The organism is Pseudomonas sp. PA1(2017) (assembly GCF_001945375.1).
Taxonomy (GTDB): domain Bacteria; phylum Pseudomonadota; class Gammaproteobacteria; order Pseudomonadales; family Pseudomonadaceae; genus Aquipseudomonas.
Window position 1 is genome coordinate 574,184 of record NZ_MSXU01000015.1, and the last position, 21,957, is coordinate 596,140.

Annotated in this window: 18 protein-coding genes, 1 tRNA gene and 1 pseudogene; 3 read left to right on the forward strand and 17 right to left on the reverse strand. The window is 63.8% G+C overall.

Annotated features, from left to right (window positions below):
• Positions 1 to 28: 28 nt before the first annotated feature.
• The 6 genes from infC to BVH01_RS23270 form a co-directional block, all read right to left on the reverse strand.
• Positions 29 to 580, reverse strand: a complete 552-nt coding sequence (gene infC / locus BVH01_RS23245; RefSeq protein WP_170833973.1) for a translation initiation factor IF-3 — start codon at positions 578 to 580, stop codon at positions 29 to 31.
• Positions 580 to 2,502 carry a threonine--tRNA ligase gene (gene thrS / locus BVH01_RS23250; RefSeq protein WP_075932575.1) on the reverse strand — a complete coding sequence of 641 codons (1,923 nt, stop codon included), beginning with the start codon at positions 2,500 to 2,502 and terminating at the stop codon, positions 580 to 582. Before thrS ends, infC begins: the two co-directional genes overlap by 1 nt.
• Positions 2,503 to 2,793: 291 nt before the next feature.
• A tRNA-Val gene (locus BVH01_RS23255) sits at positions 2,794 to 2,870 on the reverse strand.
• 310 nt (positions 2,871 to 3,180) lie between these two features.
• Positions 3,181 to 4,140 carry a PA2778 family cysteine peptidase gene (locus BVH01_RS23260; RefSeq protein ID WP_075932576.1) on the reverse strand — a complete coding sequence of 320 codons (960 nt, stop codon included), beginning with the start codon at positions 4,138 to 4,140 and terminating at the stop codon, positions 3,181 to 3,183.
• On the reverse strand, positions 4,125 to 4,526 hold the full coding sequence (locus BVH01_RS23265; RefSeq protein WP_075932577.1) for a PA2779 family protein: 402 nt from the start codon (positions 4,524 to 4,526) through the stop codon (positions 4,125 to 4,127). The genes BVH01_RS23260 and BVH01_RS23265 overlap by 16 nt, the downstream gene beginning before the upstream one ends.
• 162 nt (positions 4,527 to 4,688) lie before the next feature.
• Positions 4,689 to 5,582 (reverse strand): LysR substrate-binding domain-containing protein, encoded by an 894-nt coding sequence (locus tag BVH01_RS23270; RefSeq protein ID WP_075932578.1) that lies wholly within the window; start codon positions 5,580 to 5,582, stop codon positions 4,689 to 4,691.
• A 153-nt stretch (positions 5,583 to 5,735) separates the two neighbouring features.
• On the opposite strand from BVH01_RS23270, the gene dkgB reads away from it, so the two are divergent.
• Positions 5,736 to 6,539 (forward strand): 2,5-didehydrogluconate reductase DkgB, encoded by an 804-nt coding sequence (gene dkgB, locus BVH01_RS23275; RefSeq protein WP_075932579.1) that lies wholly within the window; start codon positions 5,736 to 5,738, stop codon positions 6,537 to 6,539.
• Between the two features lie 360 nt (positions 6,540 to 6,899).
• On the opposite strand, the gene arfB is transcribed toward dkgB, so the two are convergent.
• Positions 6,900 to 7,313 carry an alternative ribosome rescue aminoacyl-tRNA hydrolase ArfB gene (gene arfB / locus BVH01_RS23280; RefSeq protein WP_075932580.1) on the reverse strand — a complete coding sequence of 138 codons (414 nt, stop codon included), beginning with the start codon at positions 7,311 to 7,313 and terminating at the stop codon, positions 6,900 to 6,902.
• A gap of 145 nt (positions 7,314 to 7,458) precedes the next feature.
• On the opposite strand from arfB, the gene BVH01_RS23285 reads away from it, so the two are divergent.
• Positions 7,459 to 8,586 carry a metal-dependent hydrolase gene (locus BVH01_RS23285; RefSeq protein WP_075932581.1) on the forward strand — a complete coding sequence of 376 codons (1,128 nt, stop codon included), beginning with the start codon at positions 7,459 to 7,461 and terminating at the stop codon, positions 8,584 to 8,586.
• A gap of 147 nt (positions 8,587 to 8,733) precedes the next feature.
• Here BVH01_RS23285 and BVH01_RS25360 read toward each other — a convergent pair whose 3' ends face one another.
• The 7 genes and pseudogenes from BVH01_RS25360 to hppD all read right to left on the reverse strand — a co-directional run bounded on the left by BVH01_RS25360 (position 8,734) and on the right by hppD (position 16,469).
• Positions 8,734 to 9,606, reverse strand: coding sequence for a methyl-accepting chemotaxis protein (locus BVH01_RS25360; protein ID WP_371915622.1), 873 nt, complete (start codon positions 9,604 to 9,606; stop codon positions 8,734 to 8,736).
• Positions 9,589 to 10,689, reverse strand: a pseudogene (locus BVH01_RS25365) (HAMP domain-containing protein); the annotation flags it as partial. The pseudogene BVH01_RS25365 and the gene BVH01_RS25360, both read right to left, overlap by 18 nt.
• 267 nt (positions 10,690 to 10,956) lie before the next feature.
• Positions 10,957 to 12,345: an amino acid permease gene (locus tag BVH01_RS23295; RefSeq protein WP_075932583.1), complete on the reverse strand. Its 1,389-nt coding sequence runs from the start codon at positions 12,343 to 12,345 to the stop codon at positions 10,957 to 10,959.
• 81 nt (positions 12,346 to 12,426) lie between these two features.
• Positions 12,427 to 13,077, reverse strand: coding sequence for a maleylacetoacetate isomerase (gene maiA / locus BVH01_RS23300; RefSeq protein ID WP_075932584.1), 651 nt, complete (start codon positions 13,075 to 13,077; stop codon positions 12,427 to 12,429).
• A 173-nt stretch (positions 13,078 to 13,250) separates the two neighbouring features.
• On the reverse strand, positions 13,251 to 14,231 hold the full coding sequence (locus tag BVH01_RS23305) for a fumarylacetoacetate hydrolase family protein (RefSeq protein WP_075932585.1): 981 nt from the start codon (positions 14,229 to 14,231) through the stop codon (positions 13,251 to 13,253).
• A complete protein-coding gene (locus tag BVH01_RS23310) occupies positions 14,231 to 15,370 on the reverse strand; it encodes a homogentisate 1,2-dioxygenase (protein ID WP_075932586.1) in 1,140 nt (379 codons plus the stop codon). The genes BVH01_RS23305 and BVH01_RS23310 overlap by 1 nt, the downstream gene beginning before the upstream one ends.
• 4 nt (positions 15,371 to 15,374) lie before the next feature.
• Positions 15,375 to 16,469: a 4-hydroxyphenylpyruvate dioxygenase gene (gene hppD / locus BVH01_RS23315; RefSeq protein WP_075932587.1), complete on the reverse strand. Its 1,095-nt coding sequence runs from the start codon at positions 16,467 to 16,469 to the stop codon at positions 15,375 to 15,377.
• A 296-nt stretch (positions 16,470 to 16,765) separates the two neighbouring features.
• Between hppD and BVH01_RS23320 the strand changes: the two genes are divergently transcribed.
• Positions 16,766 to 17,371: a hypothetical protein gene (locus tag BVH01_RS23320; RefSeq protein ID WP_075932588.1), complete on the forward strand. Its 606-nt coding sequence runs from the start codon at positions 16,766 to 16,768 to the stop codon at positions 17,369 to 17,371.
• A 1,152-nt stretch (positions 17,372 to 18,523) separates the two neighbouring features.
• On the opposite strand, the gene BVH01_RS23325 is transcribed toward BVH01_RS23320, so the two are convergent.
• From BVH01_RS23325 to BVH01_RS23335, 3 genes are read right to left on the reverse strand one after another with little or no spacing between them, the layout of a single operon-like run.
• Complete coding sequence (locus BVH01_RS23325) at positions 18,524 to 20,302, reverse strand: ABC transporter ATP-binding protein (protein ID WP_075932589.1); 1,779 nt, start codon at positions 20,300 to 20,302, stop codon at positions 18,524 to 18,526.
• On the reverse strand, positions 20,295 to 20,927 hold the full coding sequence (locus BVH01_RS23330; RefSeq protein WP_075932590.1) for a DsbA family protein: 633 nt from the start codon (positions 20,925 to 20,927) through the stop codon (positions 20,295 to 20,297). Before BVH01_RS23330 ends, BVH01_RS23325 begins: the two co-directional genes overlap by 8 nt.
• A gap of 3 nt (positions 20,928 to 20,930) precedes the next feature.
• On the reverse strand, positions 20,931 to 21,872 hold the full coding sequence (locus BVH01_RS23335) for a rhodanese-related sulfurtransferase (protein WP_075932591.1): 942 nt from the start codon (positions 21,870 to 21,872) through the stop codon (positions 20,931 to 20,933).
• Between the last annotated feature and the right edge of the window lie 85 nt (positions 21,873 to 21,957).

The window sequence follows — 21,957 nt, forward strand, 5'->3', positions numbered from 1 at the left end:
AACCATAAGGCCTGCCGTGCCCTGGAGGTTATTTCTTGCGTTTGGGAGCGATGACCATCATTAGCTGGCGTCCTTCCATCTTAGGATGCTGTTCGACGGTACCGTGTTCGGCCAGGTCGGCTTCGACCCGCTTCAACAGTTCCATACCCAGCTCCTGGTGGGCCATCTCACGACCACGGAATCTCAGAGAGATCTTGGCCTTGTCCCCTTCCATCAGGAAACGTACCAGGTTGCGTAGTTTTACCTGGTAATCCCCTTCTTCCGTCCCTGGACGAAACTTGATTTCCTTGATCTGCTGCTGGTGCTGGTTCTTCTTGGCAATGGCAGCTTGCTTCTTCTTCTCGAAGAGGTGCTTGCCGTAGTCCATGATCCTGCACACAGGCGGCTGGGCGTCGGCAGAGATTTCTACCAGGTCCAGCTTGGCCTCTTCAGCGATCCTAAGCGCTTCATCAATAGAGACGATGCCAATTTGCTCACCGTCAGCGCCAATTAACCGAACCTCGCGTGCCGAGATATTCTCGTTGATCGGAGCCTTCGGGGCGCCTCGTTTATCTTGTCTCATATCACGCTTAATAATGATTACTCCAATTCTTGGCGACCACGCCGGGAAACCGCTTGCGCGAGCAATTCAGTGAATTGAGCGACGGGCATGGAGCCCAGATCGGCACCCTCACGAGTGCGCACAGCGACAGTTCTTGTCTCGACTTCCCGATCGCCGATCACCAGCAGATAGGGAACCTTGAGCAAAGTATGCTCGCGGATTTTAAAGCCAATCTTCTCGTTCCTCAAGTCCGACTTGGCACGAAATCCGTTTTGATTCAACGTTTTTTCGACTTCGAGGGCGAAATCGGCCTGCTTGTCGGTGATGTTCATGATCACCGCCTGGGTCGGCGCCAGCCACGCCGGGAACACGCCGGCATAGTGCTCGATCAGCATGCCGATGAAGCGCTCGAACGAACCGAGGATGGCACGGTGCAGCATGACCGGGCGCACACGGCTGTTGTCTTCGGCGATGTAGCTGGCGTCGAGACGCTCCGGCAGGTTCGGGTCGTACTGCAGGGTACCGCACTGCCAGTTACGGCCGAGGCAGTCGCGCAGGGTGAACTCGATCTTCGGACCGTAGAACGCGCCCTCGCCCGGCTGGTATTCCCACTCCAGGCCGGATTCGTTCAGCGCATCGGCCAGGGCGCCTTCGGCGCGATCCCACAACTCTTCGGAACCCACGCGCTTGGCCGGGCGAGTCGACAGCTTCATGGCGATGTCGGTGAAGCCGAAGTCCTTGTAGACGTCCAGGGTCAGCTTGATGAAATCGGCCGCTTCTTTCTTCACCTGTTCTTCGGTGCAGAAGATGTGCGCATCGTCCTGCACGAAGCCACGCACGCGCATGATGCCGTGCAGCGCGCCGGACGGCTCGTTACGGTGGCAAGCACCGAACTCGGCGAGGCGCAGTGGCAGGTCACGGTAGGACTTCAAGCCCTGGTTGAACACCTGCACGTGGCACGGGCAGTTCATCGGCTTCACCGCGTAGTCACGGCTTTCCGACGAGGTAGTGAACATGTTCTCGGCGTAGTTGGACCAGTGACCGGAGCGCTCCCAAAGGATGCGATCGACGACCTGTGGGGTCTTGATTTCCGAGTAACCGTTCTCGCGCTGCACCTGGCGCATGTACTGCTCGAGCACCTGGTAGACGGTCCAGCCGTTGGCGTGCCAGAACACCATGCCCGGCGCTTCTTCCTGCAGGTGGAACAGGTCGAGCTGCTTGCCGATCTTGCGGTGGTCGCGCTTCTCGGCTTCTTCGATGCGCTGGATGTAGGCCGCCAGCTGCTTCTTGTCCGCCCAGGCGGTGCCGTAGACGCGCTGCAGCTGCTCGTTCTTGGCGTCGCCACGCCAATAAGCGCCGGACAGCTTGGTCAGCTTGAACGCCTTGAGGAAGCGGGTGTTGGGCACGTGCGGGCCGCGGCACATGTCCACGTACTCCTCGTGATAGTACAAGCCCATGGCCTGTTCGTCCGGCATGTCGTCGACCAGGCGCAGCTTGTAGTCTTCGCCACGGGACTTGAACACGTCGATGACTTCGGCACGCGGCGTCACCTTCTTGATGACGTCGTAATCCTTGTCGATCAGCTCTTTCATGCGCGCTTCGATGGCGGTCACGTCTTCAGGCGTGAAGGGGCGCTCGTAGGCGATGTCGTAATAGAAGCCATCGTCGATGACCGGACCAATGACCATGCGCGCAGTCGGGTACAGCTGCTTGACCGCGTGACCGACCAGGTGGGCGCAGGAGTGGCGGATGATCTCGACACCCTCCTGGTCCTTCGGCGTGATGATCTGCAGGGTCGCATCGTTTTCGATCAGGTCGCAGGCGTCGACCAGACGGCCGTCGACCTTGCCGGCAACGGTGGCCTTGGCCAGACCGGCGCCAATGGATTGCGCCACCTCGAGTACGGATACCGGGTGATCGAACGAACGCTGACTGCCATCGGGAAGAGTAATGGTGGGCATGGCGCCTCCTCTCCTAGTGGTGACCTCTACCAAAGGCCACATGGGTTGGGATGAGCCAGTAAGCGATCCGGTGGCGTATCTGCCATACAGAGGCAGGGGCCGTGAGGCCAACCGAGAACGAACCGCAGTCACTGGAGGATGTGAAACGGTGGATGCTTTCAGAATCGCGCGGGCCTGACAAGGCAAACCGGCCATCTTCGAGAAATTCCGAAGCACCGGGCGCAACCCGCGACGGGAACGCAAAAACGACGAGCAAAAAAAATGGCCGCCGAAGCGACCATTTAAAGAATTTGGTAGGCACAATTGGATTCGAACCAACGACCCCCACCATGTCAAGGTGGTGCTCTAACCAACTGAGCTATGTGCCTGCTGTGGGTGCGCATTCTACGGAGCGGCGAAAAAGAGTCAACACCTTTTTTCGCTAACTGACTAAAAAAACTGAGTTTTTTTGATTTGGTGGGTTTGGATGCCCTGCCCCTTGGCGCGAGGCTGCCGGAAATTCCTGGGTATCGCTTCACTCGACCCATCCTACGGTCAATTATGGGGAGCGGTGATCTCCGTGGGAGCTCGCTCCCACAATTAAGCCGCTTCCGACTATTAGGGAGTTGCCCTACTCTATTTTCGACACAAACAAAAAACGGCGCTCGATGAGCGCCGTTGGTTTTCCCGCAAGTAGCGCTACTGAACCGGACAGGCCACGGGCGCAGCGCACTGCTCACTGGCGGTGCCCTGCTTGCCGATGACGCTGAAGCGCTTGTCGTCCGGCTTCAGGCGCTGGGCGCACTGGCGGGCGCTGGCGGCTTCGGCCTTGCAGCCGCGCTCGTCGAGCACCTGGGACAGGTTGAACCAGCCGGGCGCGAAATCCGCCTGGCGGCTGACGCTCTCGCGAAACGCCGCTTCGGCGCCGCGCAGGTCACCACCGGCATAGCGGCTGTTGGCCAGGGCGAACCAGCCCACGGCCTGTTCGGGCCAGCGCTGGGTCGCGGTGCGGTAAGCGTGCTGGGCAACGTCCTTGCGGCCAACCTCTTCCAGATCCGCCGCGGCTTTGAGCCATACGGTCGGCTCGGCAGTGGCGGGCAGGGTATCGGGCGGCACGGTGACCACGGCCCAACGATTGCCACGGGCCCAGGTCTTGTCGAAGGCGGCGAATTCGGTCACCCAGCGGCGGGTGGTGCCAGAGCGCAGGATGAGTTTCTCCTCACGACGGTCGTAGCCCACCAGCACCGCGAAATGCCACTGTGGGTACCAGTCGAAGCCCAAATTCTGCAGCACCAGCACGGGGTTGCCGGCAGCGACCTCGGCGAGCAGCGAGTCGAGCTTCGGCTTGAGCGGGTAGACGAGCAGATCGTGAGATCGCGCCGCGGCGACCATCTCGACCTGCAGGCTGCCTTCGCGGCCAGGAATGTAGACCTGATCCTGCAGGAAGCCCGGCGTGGTCAGCACACCGCGCTGGTTGAGCATGGTCGCCAGGGCGGCCGGCCCACATTGGTAAGCGCTCTGCGGATAGAAGGGAACGCTGCTGAGCTCGACCCGCTCAGGCAGGCGCTGGGCCTCCGGTGACAACACCGGAGACCTGGCGCATGCACTGAGCAGAACGATCAGAAGTGAAACGGAGAGCAGTCTTAGCGATTTATGCATTTCACGAAACTGAAGATGTCGGTGGCGCAGAGCATATCGGTGATGATGAAGATCACCAAGAACAACACGATCACGCCGACCACGCCGGCACCGGCCGGGGCTTCAGACAGTTGCTGGTTGAATTGCGCGAGTTCGGCACTGGTCAGGTTGTTGATGCGGTTCTCTACCTGATCACGCTCCACACCCATGGCGAGCAGCTTGTCCTTGACCTGTTGATCATCGAGCATCGACATCAGTTGCTGACGGTCGACCTGCTGTTGCTGCTCGGTCAGCACTTCACCCGTGCCGATCATCGCGGCATTGGCGAGTGGAACCTGGGCGATCATCAGGACATGGAACACTGCCAGCATGGCAGCCAAGCGACGAAAGAACGGGGATTTGGTCATTTTGGTATCTCCTTATCAACCATCATCCTAGACCCGTGTGGCACACAGCCAGTTCCGCCTATATCTGCTGCCCGCTCGCCCTCCCCTACACGCCTGTAATTGCGCGGCCTGCAGCCGCATCGGCCGCCCCTGAGCAAAGGCCTTTCTCCATTAACCAAAAGCTCAGTCCATGGTGCCCAACTCGCTGCTCAGGTAATCGAGAAAACAGGTGATGCGCGAGGTTAGCGCCGTGTTGCGGTAGTACACGGCGTGGATCGGCTGGCGAACCTCCACGGTGTGCTCGGCGAGCACCTGCACCAGGTCGCCACGGCTGCGGTCGAGGTGGGTCATGAAGTCCGCCAGGCAGACAATCCCCACGCCCTCCAGCGCCAACTGCCGCAGCGTTTCGCCGCTGGAGGCCTGCAAGGTCGGCACGATGTCCAGGCTTTCGCCCCCGGCGTGGCGCAGTGGCCAACGGTTGAGGCTGTCGGGCTGGGTGAAGCCTAGCAGGCTATGGCCTTGCAGCGCGGCGACGCTAGCGGGCGCGCCATGGGCGGCCAGGTATGAAGGGCTGGCCAGCACCCGCAACCGGCTGCTGCCCAGCGGCCGCGCATGCAGGGTCGAGTCGCGCAATTGGCCGATACGGATGGCCACGTCGGTGCGCTGCTCGATGAGGTCGATGATCTGGTCGCTGCTGTGCAGCTCCAGTTCGATGTTCGGGTAGCGCTCGCGAAACCCCTTGATCAGCGGCACCACGGCATGCAGCACGAACGGCGCCGCAGCGTTGACGCGCAGCCGCCCGGCTGGCGTTTGCCGGCGCACGCGCATCTGTTCTTCGGCCTCCTCGACGCTGGCGAGGATGCGCCGCGCCTGGAGCAGAAAAGCCTGGCCCTCCTCGGTCAGCTCCAGGCGCCGGGTGGTGCGCTGCAGCAGGGTGACATCAAGCTTCTCCTCCAGCCGGCTGAGGGCGCGGCTGATGCCCGAAGCGGTCTGCCCCAGTTGCTGGGCGGCGGCGCTGATCGAGCCGGCGGCGACCACGGTGCTAAACGCGAGGAGTTCGTCGAGGGAGGTTTTCATGGCGGCATTCGTGACCGGGCAGCAAATATGTTTGCCATGAAACGCGGTTTTTCTGCACAAGTCCACGTTCCATACTCACTCGCCAATCCAGCGCAACAAGCGCTGGGCAGTGCTGTCAGCTACAGACAGTCGTTCATTTCACAGGAGACTCCCATGCCACAGATTCCCGCCCTCGGCCTCGGCACCTACCGCCTCAAGGACCAGCAGGTCATCGACTCGGTACGCAATGGCCTGGAGCTCGGCTACCGGCATATCGATACGGCACAGATCTACGGCAACGAAGCCGAGGTTGGCCAGGCCATCGCCGATGGCGGCGTGCCGCGCAGCGAACTGTTCGTCACCACCAAGATCTGGGTCGACAACCTGGGCGCCGACAAGCTGATCCCCAGCCTCAAGGAGAGCCTGCACAAGCTGCGTATGGAGCAGGTCGACCTGACGCTGATTCACTGGCCGTCGCCAGACGATGAACTCCAGGTCGCCGAATACATGGCCGCCCTGCTGGAAGCCAAGGCTGCCGGCCTAACCGCGCAGCTGGGCGTTTCCAACTTCACCAACGCGCACCTGCAGCAGGCTATGGAAGTGGTCGGCGCGGACCAGATCGCCACCCACCAGGTTGAGATCCATCCGTTCCTGCAGAATCGCAAGGTGGTCGAATTCGCCCAGGAACACGGCATTCACCTGACCGCCTACATGCCACTGGCCTATGGCAAGGTGATGACCGATCCGGTGATCCAGGAAATCGCCAGCCGGCATGCCGCCAACCCGGCGCAGGTTGCACTGGCCTGGGCGCTACAACAGGGCTTCGCGGTAATCCCCTCGTCGACCAAACGCGCCAACCTGGAGAGCAACCTCGGCGCCTTGAAGCTCACCCTCAGCGACCAGGACATGGCCGCCATCGCCGGACTGGAGCGCGGCGAACGCCTGGCCAATCCGGACTTCGCGCCGCAGTGGGACTAAGTGCTCGGCTCAGAGCCTGTTCACGACCTTTATACGCCTGAAGCAGCAACTACAAGGCAGAAGCAGCCACTAAAACCGACCTGTGGGAGCCCCGACCTCGGGGCGAAACGATTGCAGCCTGACTGCCTATTTCGGCGGTGCCTGAGCGAATCGCCGCGAGGTCGCGGCTGCCACCGAAGCAGGCTTGGCTCGTAGGGTGGATCGGGGCGCGTAGCTGACGCTTCACCTACGCAGACCGCCCCGCCCACAGCTCCGAAACCCGCAATGGTGGATGAAAAAAGCGTCATCCACCCTACATCCGATACCGCCAGTTAGCTGCCAAAATCCGCGAGCCCGGGCTGAACGATTATGAGCAGGCTCTCAGAAGTCGACCCTGCCCCTGCCCGCCTTGATCGCCCCACGCTTGGCCTTGCCTTCCAGCCGGCGCTTCTTCGAGCCGAGGGTCGGTTTGGTCGGGCGCCGGGCCTTTTCGGTCTTGCCGGCCAAGCGAATCAGTTCGGCCAGGCGCTCCAAGGCATCGGCGCGGTTCTGTTCCTGGGTGCGGTATTGCTGGGCCTTGATGATCACCACGCCATCGGCGGTGATGCGGCTGTCACGCAGGGCCAGCAGCCGCTCCTTGTAGAACGGCGGCAGTGAGGACGCCTGGCTGTCGAAGCGCAGGTGCATGGCGCTGGACACCTTGTTGACGTTCTGCCCGCCCGCGCCCTGGGCGCGGATGGCGGTGAGTTCGACTTCGTCGTCTGGCAGATGAACGCTGTTGGAGATGACCAGCATGGGGCGCCTTGTTTCGAGTGGGCGTGCAGGATAGCCCAGGGTAGACGCCAGCATGGCTGAAACCTTTGCTTGAAATTTCCCTCTACGCCCCTTGAGGCGCTCAAGTAAGTTAAGCGACCCGCCCTCCCAGCCTGCGAGAACACCCATGGATTCGATCACCCAAGCCGTACTCGGCGCCAGCATCCAGGGCGCGCTGTTGGGGCGCTGGCAGGGCCGCAAGGCCCTGTTGTACGGCGCCGTCTTGGGCACCCTGCCGGATCTCGACGTGGTCATCGACTACGGCGACTCGGTGGCGGCGATGACCTACCACCGCGGCTTCAGCCACTCGCTGTTCGTGCTGACCGGCTTCGCCCTGCTGCTGACCTGGCTGCTGCGACAATGGCGGCCCAACCCCGGCTACTCGTCACGGCGATTGTTCCTGGCCATCTGGCTGGTGTTGATCACCCATCCCCTTCTCGATGCTTTCACCAGTTACGGCACGCAACTACTCTGGCCGTTCGCGCCGACGCCGGCGGCCTGGTCGAGCATCTTCATCATCGACCCGATCTACAGCCTGCCGCTGCTGGGCGCGGTGATCTACGGGCTGATCGCTGGTTTGAAGGATAAGGCCAACCCGGTGGTCAACTGGGCCCTGGCGTTTTCCACGGTCTATCTCGCCTCGACCCTGGGCGGCAAGTACATGGCCGAACATCGCGTGGAGCAGGAACTGGCGCGCCAGGGTATCGAAGCCGAGGCCATCTTCAGCTCGCCGACACCCTTCAACACGCTGCTGTGGCGCGTGGTGGCCATCGAGGGCGAGGATTATCACGAAGCGCTGGTTGGCTGGTTCGACAGTGCGCCGCCAGTACTGGAGCGCATGCCGCGCGGTGCGGCGCTGGGCCAGGCCCTGGACGATTCCCACGCCCACCAGCGCCTGAAGTGGTTCACCAATGACGTGCTGCGTTACGACCGCATCGGCGATCACCTGGTGGTCACCGATATCCGCCTGGGCATGACCGGCTTTCACCCGTTCCGCTTCGACTTCGCCCATTGGCAGAACGGCGCCTGGCAGGTGCAACCTTATATCGAGCGCTGGCCTTCGGAACGCGGCGACATGCAGCGCCTGGCCCTGCTCTGGCAGCGCATCTGGCAGCCGTCAACGCCCGTGCCACTGGCCTTGTGGGCCAGCGAGCTGAGCGTCGATCCCAAAGGTGACGGCCCGTCCGACAGCGACCTGGCCCCAGGCCGCAAAGCCGCCAGTTCCGCGAACGACAAAGGCGACCCGGCGCTGTAACGGCGCCAGGCTGCGGTAGGCGGGAAGTCACCCCGGGTATCGCAGGCTCGACCCGGGCTACCACTGCAGCCCGCAACATCAGCCCAGACCGTAGCCTGGGTGGAGCGAAGCGATACTCGGGAAGCCTTCTCCCGGGCATCCGCGATCTCAGGTCCGGAACTGCCGCACCAGCCCCTGCAGCTCGACGCCCAGGCGCGCCAGTTCGGCGCTCGAGGTGGCGGTCTGCTGGCTGGCACTGGCGCTCTGCTCGCCGATATCACGCACCCGGGTGACGCTTTCGCTGATGGTTTCCGCCACGGCGCTCTGCTCTTCCGCGGCGGCGGCGATCTGCTGGTTCATCTGCTCGATGGTACTGACCGCCTGGGTGATGCGGCCGAGGGCATCGCCCGCCTCGCCGGCCAGGCCCACGGTGCGCTGGGTCAGCGCGCGACTGCCTTCCATCTGCGTGGCCGCGCCGTCGGCGAGGCGCTGCAGGTTGGCGATCAGGTTCTCGATTTCCTGGGTCGAATCGTGGGTGCGGCGGGCCAGCGCGCGCACCTCATCGGCCACCACCGCGAAGCCGCGGCCCTGGTCACCGGCGCGTGCGGCCTCGATGGCGGCGTTGAGCGCCAGCAGGTTGGTCTGTTCGGCCACCGCGCGAATCACTTCCAGCACGCTGCCGATGCGCCCGCTTTCCTGATTCAGCGCCTGCATGGCCTCAGCCGACTGCTCGACTTCCTGGGCCAGCTTGCCGACCTGACTGATGGCCTGCTGCACCACCTGGTTGCCCTGCTGCGCTTCGCGGTCGGCATCGGCGGCGGCCAACGAGGCCTGCTCGGCGTTCTGCGCCACTTCCTGCACGGTGGCGGCCATCTGGTGCATGGCGGTGGCAGTCTGTTCGGTTTCCACCTTCTGGGTCTGCACGCCGGCACTGGTCTGGGCGGTAATGGCCGACAGTTGCTCGGCAGCCGCGGCAATCTGCCCGACACCGGTGCCGATGCGGCCGACCAGATCGCGCAGGCTACTGGTCATGCCCTGCATGGCTTCGAGTAACTGGCCGAGCTCGTCGCGGCGGTTCTGCGGCAGATCCTGGCTCAGGTCGCCGCCGGCGATACGCCGCGCGAACTCGACGGTCTGGCGCAGAGGCGCGACGATGGAGCGGCTGATGGTGAAGGCGGCGAACAGGCCGATCAGCACCGCCGCGAGGCCCATGCTGCCGAGCAGCAGCATGGCGCTGCGGCTGTCGCCGCTCATGGTCTGCTCTTCGATGTTCTTGGCCTGCTCGGCCAGTGCCAGAACCTGGTCGGCCTGCTTGAGCATGGCGGCATCGCTGGCCAGACTTTGCTCGTGCACCTGCTGGAAATTGGTGAACGCTTGCTGATAGTTGGTCAAGGCCACCAGCGCCGCTTCGATGGCGCGCTTCTGGTCATCGTTGAGCCAGACCATCAGGCCATTGGCCGAGGACTGCAGGTCGTAGCTGACGAAGTTCCAGTCCTCCAGCGCCGTGGGCGAGCCATCGATGATGAACTGGCTCTCGTGGCTGCGCAGCTCGAGCATGCGCTTGCTGAGGTTGGAGGCGGTCTCGGCCAGGGTCAGCGGGTCGCTGCCGCGCAGTTGGTCACCGGCCAGGCGCAACTCGCGCACGGCGTCGTACATGCCCAGTTCGATCATCTCGAACTGGCTGCGCGCTTCCTGGGCGGCCTCGCCCATCTGGGTGCGGGCCTCGTTGGCGCGCACCTGCTGCTGCACGCTGGCGTCGAACTGCTGCAGATAGTCGGCGGTGGCGGTATCCATGGCCTGCAGGCGCTCGCGCTCGGCAGGCGTGGCGCTGGCGATCTGCTCGGCCAGGCCGGCACGCACCTTGGCGAGCTGCTCGCGCATGCGCTGGGCGTCGGCCTCGCTGTGGCTGATCGCGTAGTCGCGCTCCATACGCCGGGCGCCGAGGATCTGCGCGTCGATGGTCGACAGCGATACGGACTGGGCATGGCCTTTCATCACCGCCTGCACGGCAACGAAGCCACTGGCCGTCACGGCAACGGTCAGCAGCAATACCAGGCCAAAACCGACCAGAAGTTTCTTGCCTACGGAGAGGTCGACGAACAGTCGAGTGGCAGAATGCAACATCCAAGCGGCTCCATTTGTTTTTATAGATTGCAGTGCGCGGACAGGTTGATGACCGCGCGACTCATGGCGTCAGCCAGTTAATCGGCCGCAAGGGGCAAAGCCTGAGCGAAAAAAAACCGATCACTGGCGCCATCAAGTCGCCACTATACCGCCACGAGCCCGTACGCATGGCCAAGCCTGCGACAAAAGGTTACAGCGCGTACGTGGGAGTCGATGATTAGGCACAAATGCCACCCGCAGCATTCCGCTGCGGGTGTGGGACGAATCTCAGCGAGCCAGGCGGCGCTGGCGGATCTGGTAGCAACCCCAGATGAACAGCAGCCAGAACGGAATGGCGAACACCGAGATGCGAATGTCGGGGATGAACAGCATCACGCCCAGGATGAACAGCACGAAGGCCAGGCACAGGTAGTTGGCGAAGGGGAACCAGAACGCCCTGAACGACGGCTCGACGCCCTTGGCCTGCATGGCCTTGCGGAATTTGATGTGGGCCAGGCTGATCATCGCCCAGTTGATCACCAGGGCGGCGACCACCAGGGACATCAGCAGCTCCAGCGCGCTCTTGGGCACCAGGTAGTTGATCACCACGCAGATCAGCGTGAACAGCGCCGAAAAGAAGATCGCCAGTACCGGCACGCCGCGCTTGTCGACCTTGAGCAGCGCCTTCGGTGCGTTGCCCTGCTCGGCCAGGCCGTAGAGCATGCGGCTGTTGCAGTACACGCCGCTGTTGTAGACCGACAGCGCCGCGGTGAGCACCACGAAGTTGAGCAGGTGCGCGGCGGTGTCGCTGCCGATCAGCGAGAAGATCTGCACGAAGGGGCTGCTGCCGTAGGAGTCGCCGCCAGCGGTCAGGGTCGCCACCAGATCGTCCCAGGGATGCAGCGACAGCAGCACGGTCAGTGCGCCGATGTAGAAGATCAGGATGCGGTAGACCACCTGATTGATGGCCTTGGGAATCACGGTTTTTGGCTGGTCGGCCTCGGCCGCGGTGATGCCCACCAGCTCCAGGCCGCCAAAGGAGAACATGATGATGGCCATCATCATCACCAAACCGGAAACCCCGTTGGGGAAGAAGCCGCCGTGGCTCCACAGGTTGCTGACCGAGGCCTGCTCACCGCCCGCGCCACTGAACAGCAGGTAGCAGCCGAGCAGGATCATGCCCATGATCGCCACCACCTTGATGATCGAGAACCAGAATTCGGCCTCGCCGAACACCCGCACGTTGGTCAGGTTGATGGCGTTGATCAGCACGAAGAACGCCGCCGCCGTTGCCCAGGTGGGGATTTCCGGCCACCAGTACTGCACGTACTTACCCACCGCGGTCAGCTCGGCCATGCCCACCAGCACGTAGAGCACCCAGTAGTTCCAGCCGGACAGAAAGCCGGCGAACGGCCCCCAGTAGCTATGGGCGAAGTGGCTGAACGAGCCGGCCACCGGCTCCTCGACGATCATCTCGCCAAGCTGGCGCATGATCAGAAAGGCGATGAAACCGCCGATCGCATAACCGAGGATCATCGATGGCCCGGCAGAGGCCATGACCCCGGCCGAGCCCAGGAACAGGCCGGTACCGATGGCACCGCCCAGGGCAATCAACTGAATGTGGCGGTTCTTCAGGCCGCGCTTGAGCGGGCCGGTCTGGAGCATTTCGCTTGGCATCTGTCACCTGTGGGTGATCGACCGTGACGGGATCGAACCCGCCCGGCTCGTGGCCTTGCGGAATGGCTTGGGTGCTTGCGGTTACTGCGCGTCGGGCTGGGCATCCGGCGCGGCATGCCGGAATGCTTCAAGGGCCTCACAACGGGCGGTCAGCGCGAGGATGCGTGGGTACGCATCGAGGTCACAGTCGAAACGGCGCGCATTGTACACCTGTGGAACCAAACAGGCTTCCAGATAGCCAGGCCGCGTGCCCAGGGAAAATGCATCGCCGTACGCCGCCAACCCCTGCTCCACCGCTGCCAGGCCTTCGGCCACCCAATGGCGGTACCAGGCGTTTTTCGCCGCGTCGTCCACGCCCAGCTCGCGGCTCAGATACTGCAGCACCCGCAGGTTGTTGAGCGGGTGCACGTCACAGGCGAGATGCAGCACCAGGGCGCGTACCTGGGCACGGGCGACGGGGTCGGCCGGCAGGATGGCCGGCACCGGGAAAATCTCCTCCAGATACTCGATGATCGCCAAGGACTGGGCGATGGGCACCCCGCCGTTTTCGTCGTCCACCAGCAGCGGCACCAGGCCCTGGGGATTCAGCGCCTGGTAAGCCTGGCCATGCTGCTCGCCGCCATCGCGCACCAGATGCACCGGCACATGCCGGTAAGCCAGGCCCTTGAGGTTGAGGGCGATACGCACCCGGTAGGCAGCGCTGGAGCGCCAGTAGCCGTATAACGTCAACACGTGAACCTCCGTACCTAAGCTACCTCTGCTAGAAGGCAATCGCGAGGCAGATTCAACTCCCACGAGAGACCAACCCTGTGGGAGCCCCGACCCGGGGCGAATCTCGCGGTCGACTCCGATCTGACGTCAAGCCGACCTTGGCTTCGCACCAGGCGATGTGTCCTTACTTGAGGTTATGGATAGCGCTCCACCTGCTGGTCGATGGCGCCGAAAATGCTCGCCCCGGCGGCATCGAACATCTCGATGCGTACCCGGTCACCGAACTTGAGAAATGGTGTCTTCGCCTCGCCCTGTTCGACTACTTCGAGCATGCGCTTCTCGGCCAGGCAGCTGGAGCCGGCGCTGCGGTCGTAATTGGAGACGGTGCCCGAGCCGATGATGGTGCCGCTGCCCAGGGGCCGGGTGCGGGCGGCGTGGGCGATCAGGGTCGGGAAGTCGAAGGTCATGTCGGTGCCTGCATCCGGCTGGCCGAACAGCGCGCCGTTGATGTACGACACCAGCGGCCGGTGCACGCGCCCGTCGCGCCAGCTATCGCCCAGTTCGTCCGGGGTGATCGCCACCGGCGAGAAGCTCGACGACGGCTTGCTCTGGTAGAAGCCGAAGCCCTTGCCCAGCTCGCCGGGAATCAGGTTGCGCAGCGACACGTCGTTGACCAGCATCAGCAGTTGGATATGCCCGGCCGCCTGGGCCGGCGTCGCGCCCATGGGTACGTCATCCGTGATCACCGCCAGCTCGGCCTCCAGGTCGATGCCCCAGGCTTCGTCACCCAGGCGAATCGGCGCGTGGGGCGCGATGAAGGTGTCCGAGCCGCCCTGGTACATCAGCGGGTCGTGCCAGAACGACTCCGGCATCTCGGCACCCCGCGCCTTGCGCACCAGCTCGACGTGATTGACGTAGGCACTGCCATCGGCCCAGTGATAAGCACGCGGCAGCGGGCTGTGGCAGGCGCTCTGATCGAAGTCGAAGGCTTGCGCCTCCAGCCCGTCGTTGAGGCGCTGGTACACCGCTTCGAGCTGCGGGCGTTTGCTCGCCCAGTCATCCAGGGCGGCCTGCAGCGTCGGGGCGATCTGCGCCACGCGCACCGCGCGGGTCAGGTCGCGGGAAACCACCACCAGGGCGCCATCGCGGCCCTGGTTCAGCGATGCCAGTTTCATCAGGACTCCTCTCCCGGCGCGCGCCAGGAATTCACGTATTCGGCGATATCCACGGCAGCAGCGGCGTCGGTCACCTCCAGGGCACGGCGGGTGTCGATCATCACCGCCACTTCTTCGGCGAAGGTCGCCGGGTCGGTCTGCGCCTTCTTCAGCGCCTTGGGATGTGGGCCGTGGGGAAAGCCGCACGGGTGCAGGGTGACCATGCCGGCCTCGATGTTGTCGCGGCTGAAGAAGTTGCCGCGGTGGTAGAACAGCACTTCGTCGTAGTCGTCGTTGTTATGGAAGAACGGCACCTTCAGCGCGCCGGGGTCGGACTCCACCGGCCGCGGCGTGAAGGTGCAAACCACGAAACCCTTGGCCACGAAGGTGGTGTGCACCGACGGCGGCAGGTGGTAACGATGGCTCATCAGCGGACGGATATCGCGCCAGTTCAGCCTTACCACCGTGTTGTCGCCATGCCAGCCCACCGCATCGAGGGGGTTGTAGGGATAGGTCACGGTGCTGATCTGGTTGCGTCGTTTGATTCGGACCTGCCAGGTGTTTTCGTCCTGCTGAGCCTTGAAGGCGTCGTCGATATGCGGGTGATCGAGCACCGCGGGGTCGAAGATCGCCTGGCCGCCGAGCAGGCCCTTGTCCGGCAACTGGTAGGCACCGTCGGTGTTCTCGACCAGCAGGAAATGACTCGGCGCAGTCGGCTCCAAACGCCAGGCGGTGCCGCGGGGAATCACCAGGTAATCACCATCGCGGTATTCCAGGTGGCCGAAATCGCAATGGAAGTGGCCGGCACCGTCGTGCACGAACAACAGCTCGTCGCCGTCGCTGTTGCGCACCAGGTGGCGCATGGCGCTGGCGGTCTTCCATACGCGCAGGCGAATGTCGGCGTTGTGCAGGGTCAGCGGCGCCTCGAACGGACAGTCGTGCTCGCTGGGAATCCTGTTGAAGTTGAAGGCGTGGGGGCGCAGCGGCCCCTGCCAGTCGATCCAGCCGGTGGGCGGATGCTTGTGGTGCAGGTGCGTCACCGGGCCGAAGAAGCCCTCGCGGCCCATTTCCCGTTCGTAGGTATCGGCGGGAAAATCGCAGTGGGCCTGGCGCGAGTGCTCGCCTTCGCGCAGGGGAAAGCTGATCCATTTACGGCTCATGGCCTCACTCCTCGCTGATCACACCGCGACGCAGCTGGTCTTCTTCGATGGACTCGAACAGCGCCTTGAAATTGCCCTCGCCAAAGCCCTGGTTGCCCTTGCGCTGGATGATCTCGAAGAAGATCGGGCCGATCACCGTATTGGTGAAGATCTGCAGCAGGATGCCGTCGTCCTCGGGCGCTCCATCGATCAGCAGGTTCAGCTCGCGCAGCACCTCCAGCGGCTCGCCATGGCCGGCCACGCGCTGGTCAACCTTCTCGTAATAGGTGGCCGGGGTAATCATGAACGACACGCCGTTGGCCTGCAGTTGGCGCACCGTGGCGTAGATGTCGTCGGTGGACAGGGCGATGTGCTGGATGCCCTCGCCGTGGTACTCGCGGATGAATTCCTCGATCTGCGACTTGTCGTCCGCCGATTCGTTGATCGGGATGCGGATCTTGCCGCACGGCGCGGTCATCGCCCGGGACAGCAGGCCGGTGAGCTTGCCTTCGATATCGAAATAGCGGATTTCGCGGAAACCGGCGATGCGCTCGTAAAAGCCGGACCAAACGTCCATCTGCCCGCGTTTGACGTTGTGGGTCAGGTGATCGATGCATTGCAGGCCGACGGCATTGTCGTTGGCTGAGCGGCCCTCGATGAATTGGAAATCGACGTCATAGATGCTGTGCTCGCCGCTCTCGTTGCGATAACGATCCACCAGATACAGCAAGGAGCCGCCGATGCCCTCGACGCAGGGAATGTTCAGTTCGCCGAAGTTGGCGTGGCTGCCGACCAGCGTGGCGCCCTGCTCTTTCACGTAGGCCGCGGCCTGGGCGGCGTTCTTGACCCGGAATGCCATGGCGCAGGCACTCGGCCCGTGTTTTTCGGCGAAGGCGTGCACATGCCCGGTCGGGCTGCCATTGAGCACGAAGTTCACGTCGTGCTGCTGGAACAGCCACACCTGCTTGCTGCGGTGCTTGGCGGTTTCGGTGAAGCCCATGGCTGTGAACAGCTGGCGCAGTTGCTCGATGCCTTCGGGCGTCGGTGCGGTGAATTCGACGAATTCGAAACCGTCGGTACCGATGGGATTGTGCTGCTCGATTCTGGACACGGCATTCATGGGGGTGACCTCGTTGTCGTTATGCCCTCATGACAATCGAGGCGCCGCGGGCTAACAAGGCCGCTCGGCATGCCTGAACCGGGCCACAGCCCCGGTCGTTGGCAAGGCTTCGGTACATATCGGCGTAATCAGCCGGCAATCGCTGCAGGCAGACCGGTTGGACGGCCTATCTCGTAAACCTTTCTTTACAGCGCGGTCGATTAACCTGCCGACGGGATGACGACGATGTGCGGGCAGAGCGCCGAAAACGCTGCCACAATGACAGCATCCAACTGCGCCATAACAATGAGGCCGCCATGAGCAGTGAAACGCCTACCGAAGCCGAAAGCGCTCCCGCCGCATTCGACCTGGCGCCCGCCAGCGACGACGAACGCTTGGCCAAGCTGGAAAAGGCCAATCGCCTGAACCGCATTCTAATCTTTGCCCTGGCCCTGCTGCTGTTCATCATCCTCTCCAGCCTGGCGACCTCGGCCGTGGTGAAGATGCTTGCCGACGAGCCGCCCCCCTTCGACCCCGAAGCTTTCGCCGCCCTGCAGCACCGCGCCGAGCAGCTGGAAACGGAGCTGAACACGCTCAAGGAAGATCAGAAGCGCCAGGACGCCCTGCTGAAACTGGCCGCCACGCCCCCGCCACCGGCGCCCGCTTCTGCGGCACCAGCAGCGCCACCTTCCCAGGACATCGCTGCGCTGAAGCTGATGGGCCGCACCCTGCTCGGCCAGGAACAGAGCTACCAGCAGAGCCTGGCCGCCCTGAAGAACGGCATGCGCGACCTGGCGGACATGGTGCCCGGCTCACGCAGCTGGCTGGACGATTACAACGAGGAGATCGACAAGGCAGTCAACGCCAGCATGCAGCGCGTCAAGGCAATTCAGCAGTGGGGCAGCAAGCTGCCGCAGGAGTAGTCCTCTTGGTAGCCCGCCGTTTCGCGGCGGGAGCGACGCTTCCACGCAAACGGTGGGTTACCCGCGATCCTGTAGGAGCGGCGACCCGCCGCGAATCGTCTGCACGACGCCGACCTTGCAGCAAGGCCACAATCATTTCGCGCCGGGTCGGCGCTCCCACACAAACAGTGGATTGCCCGCGATCCTGTAGGAGCGGCGACCCGCCGCGAATCGTCTGCACGACGCCGACCTTGCAGCAAGGCCACAATCATTTCGCGCCGGGTCGGCGCTCCCACACAGACAGTGGATTACCCGCGATCCTGTAGGAGCGGCGACCCGCCGCGAATCCTGTGCACGACGCCGGTCTTGCAGCAAGGCCGCAATCATTTCGCGCCGGGTCGGTGCTTCCACGGAAACGGTAGGCTGCCCGCAATCTCGTAGGAGCGGCGACCCGCCGCGAATCCTGTGTACGACGTCGGTCTTGCAGCAAGGCCGCAATCATTTCGCGCCGGGTCGGCGCTCCCACACAGACAGTGGATTGCCCGCGATCCTGTAGGAGCGGCGACCCGCCGCGAATCGTCTGCACGACGCCGGTCTTGCAGCAAGGCCACAATCATTTCGCGCCGGGTCGGCGCTCCCACACAGACAGTGGATTGCCCGCGATCCTGTAGGAGCGGCGACCCGCCGCGAATCGTCTGCACGACGCCGGTCTTGCAGCAAGGCCGCAATCATTTCGCGCCGGGTCGGTGCTCCCACACAGACAGTGGATTGCCCGCGATCCTGTAGGAGCGGCGACCCGCCGCGAATCCTGTCCACGACGCCGACCTTGCAGCAAGGCCGCAATCATTTCGCGCCGGGTCGGCGCTCCCACGCAAACGGTGGGTTACCCGCGATCCTGTAGGAGCGGCGACCCGCCGCGAATCCTGTGCACGACGCCGACCCTGCAGCAAGGCCGCAATCATTTCGCGCCGGGTCGGTGCTTCCACGCAAACGGTGGGCTGCCCGCAATCTCGTAGGAGCGGCGACCCGCCGCGAATCGTCGGCACGACGCCGACCCTGCAGCAAGGCCGCCATCGTTTCGCGCCGGGTCGGCGCTCCCACACAGACGGTGAACTGCCTGCGATCATTGTGGGAGTCGCGAACCACGGCGAATTTTGAAGGCGACGCGGCTGATCAGTGCTGCAGATTGCCGTAGAGTTTGGCGTACAACCCGCCTTCGGCGATCAGCTGGCGGTGGTCGCCATCTTCGGCGACGCTGCCGCCGTCGAACACCAGCACCCGATCAGCCTGCTTCACCGCGCTCAGGCGGTGGGCGATGATCAGCGTGGTGCGGCCATTGAGGAACTGCGCCAGCGCCTGGTGCAGGGCGTATTCGGTGGCGGCATCCAGGGCCGAAGTCGCTTCGTCGAGAATCACCACTCGAGGGTCGGCCAGCACCATACGGGCGATGGCCAGGCGCTGTCGCTGACCGCCGGACAGCCGCACGCCGGAGCGCCCGACCACGGTATCCAGCCCCTGCGGTAACTGGCGTACGGTCTGGGCCAACTGGGCGATGGTCAGCGCCTGCCAGCAGGCCTCGTCGCTGCGCTCGCGGCCCGTGCACAGGTTGGCACGCACCGTGTCGTTGAACAGTGCCGGGTGCTGCAGCACCACCGCCACATGCTCGCGAATGGTCGGCAGGCCAATCTCCTCCTGGCTGCTGCCGCCAAAGCGAATCACCCCGGCCTGTGGCGTATAGAGGCCCAGCAGCAGTTGCACCAGCGTGCTCTTGCCGCCGCCGCTGGCACCGACGATGGCGACCTTTTCGCCTGGCGCGATGCTCAGGTTAAGCCCGTCCAGCACCGGCTCTTCGCCGTAGGAAAAGCTCAGGTCGCGAATTTCGATGCCGACGGTCTCGCGCCCGTCGAAGGGATCGACGCCGCCCACGTAGTCCGGCTCGTCACGCCGTGCCAACAGTTCGTTGATGCGGGTCAGCGCGCCACCGGCAGCGTAGAAGGCGTACTGCAGATTGAGCAGTTGCTCCACCGGGCCGATCATGAACCACAGGTAGCTGAACACGGCGAGCATCTGGCCGATGGACAGGTCGGAGAACAGCACGGTGAGCATCGCCGCGGCGCGGAACACGTCGATGCCGAACTGGAACAACAGGCCGCTGGCGCGGTTCGAGGCGTCGGTCTTCCATTGCGAGGCCACGGCGTAATCGCGCACTTCCCTGGCACGCCCACCGAGGCGACCGAGGAAGTAGCCCTGGCGGTTGCCGGCGCGCACTTCCTGGATCGAGTCGAGGGTTTCGGTCAGTGCCTGGGTGAAGCGCGAGGTGCTGTCGTTCTCGAGCTTCTTAAGGTGTTTGACGCGCTTGCCAAGCTGCACCGTGGCGTAGATCACCAGCGGGTTGAACAGCAGGATCAGCAGCGCCAGCTTCCAGTGCATCCACAAAAGAATGCCCGAGGTGCCGACCAGGGTCAGCACGCCGACCAGAAAGCGGCTCAGGGTTTCGCCGATGAATTTGTCCAGGGTGTCGAGATCGGTGACCAGGTGGGTGGTCACGGTGCCGCCACCGAGGCTTTCGTACTCGGCCAGGGAGATACGTTTGAGGCGCTCGATCAGGCGGATGCGAATGCGGTAGACGATGTCCTTGGAAAGCCGCGCGAACAGCCGCGCCTGCACCACGTTGAACAGCAGCGCGCCGCCGCGCAGCAGGAAAGTCAGCGCCAGCATCAGCAGGATGTAGCCGACCGCGCCCTGCCAGGCCGCGGGAAGGAAGTTGTCCATCACCTGCAGCGCGGTGTTGCCGTCGCCCAGCAGCACCTCGTCGACCAACAGCGGCAGCAACAGGGGAATCGGCACGCTGCACAGGGTCGCCAGTACGGCGACCAGGTTGGCGAGGATCAACGCACGCTTGTGGCGCAAGGCCAGGCGACGGATTTCCGCCCAGCTCAGGCGATCAACCATCGACGGCGTGCTCCAGCCAGCGCGTGAGCAATGGCGACAGGGCGTCGAGCGGCTGGTAGCCGTTGGTGAGCAGTGCCAGGCGCCCGCCCTTCTCGGCCAGCAAGGTCGGGAAACCGGCGATGCCGAGGTCCTGCACCCAGGTGAAGTCGGCGGCGGTAGCGCGGTGCTGGGCCTCGCTGTCGAAGGCCTCGGCGAATTCGATCCGCGGGATGCCGACCTCCTCGGCCAGTTGCACCAAGGTTGCGGCCAGGGTCACGTCGGCGCCTTGCTGGTAGAACGCCCGCTGGATGCGTTGCGCCATCGGCCAGGCGCTCTGCGGGTCGAGATCACGCACGGTGACCACCGCGCGGCAGGCCGCCTCGGTGTCGTAACGCATGCCCAGCGGCAGCCCGGCATCGAAGTTGAACAGCTGGCCGGTGCTGGCGTTGACCGCCTGCCAGTAGCCCAAATAGCGCACCCGCGCCGCCGCATCGATGGCCACCTGATCACGGCGCAGACCGCCGAGCACCAGCTGCATGGGCACGCCACGCTCGGCAGCCTGGGCGGCCAGCGCCTCGACCACCGGTGCGAAGCCCCAGCACCAGGAACACATCGGATCCATTACGTAGAGCAGGCGCGCATCCATGGCTCAGGCCTCGTTTTTCTGGCGGGGATTGTTACCCAGAGGATGGGGCTGATTGCGCGCTTTCGCCAGTTCGATCTGGCGTTGACGCTCGCGGGCGCCCTCGCGGGTCTTCTCCGGCAGCGAGTCCCAGCAATGCGGGCAACTGACACCTGGGCTGAAGAATTCCGATGCGCGATCCTCGACCGAAACCGGCGTGCGGCAAGCGTGACACTGGTCGTAATCGCCCTCACTGAGGTCGTGGCGCACGGTCACCCGGTTGTCGAACACGAAGCAGTCGCCCTGCCACTTGGTCTCCTCCTGCGGCACTTCCTCCAGGTATTTGAGGATGCCGCCCTTGAGGTGATAAACCTCTTCGAAGCCTTCGGTGAGCATGTAGCTGGAGGCTTTCTCGCAGCGGATGCCGCCGGTGCAGAACATCGCCACCTTCTTGTGCTTGCTGGGGTCGAAGTGCTCGCGGATGTAGTCCGGAAATTCACGGAAGGACTTGGTCTTGGGGTCGATGGCGCCTTCGAAGGTGCCGATCGATACTTCGTAGTCGTTACGCGTGTCGATCAGCAGCACTTCCGGGTCGCTGATCAGCGCGTTCCAGTCTCTGGGCTCAACGTAGGTGCCCACGCGCTGGTTGGGATCGACGCCCGGCACGCCCAGGGTGACGATCTCCTTCTTGAGCTTGACCTTGGTGCGATAGAACGGCTGCTCGATGCAGTACGACTCCTTGTGGTCGACGTCGGCCAGGCGCGGGTCGCGGGCGAACCAGGCGAACAGCCCGTCGATACCCTCACGGCTGCCGGAAACGGTGCCATTGATGCCCTCTTCGGCCAGCAGCAAGGTGCCCTTGATACCGTTGGCGACCAGGGTGTCGAGCAGAGGTTGGCGCAGCGCTTCGTAATCGGGCAGGGAAACGAACTTGTAGAGTGCCGCGACGACGATGGTGTTGTCGGTCATTGCAGATGTCCTTCAGTAGTCGCCCTCGCAAAGGGCGGACTGGGTACGAAATGTCGGCCGCTTCGGCAAAGCATCGCACTGCCCG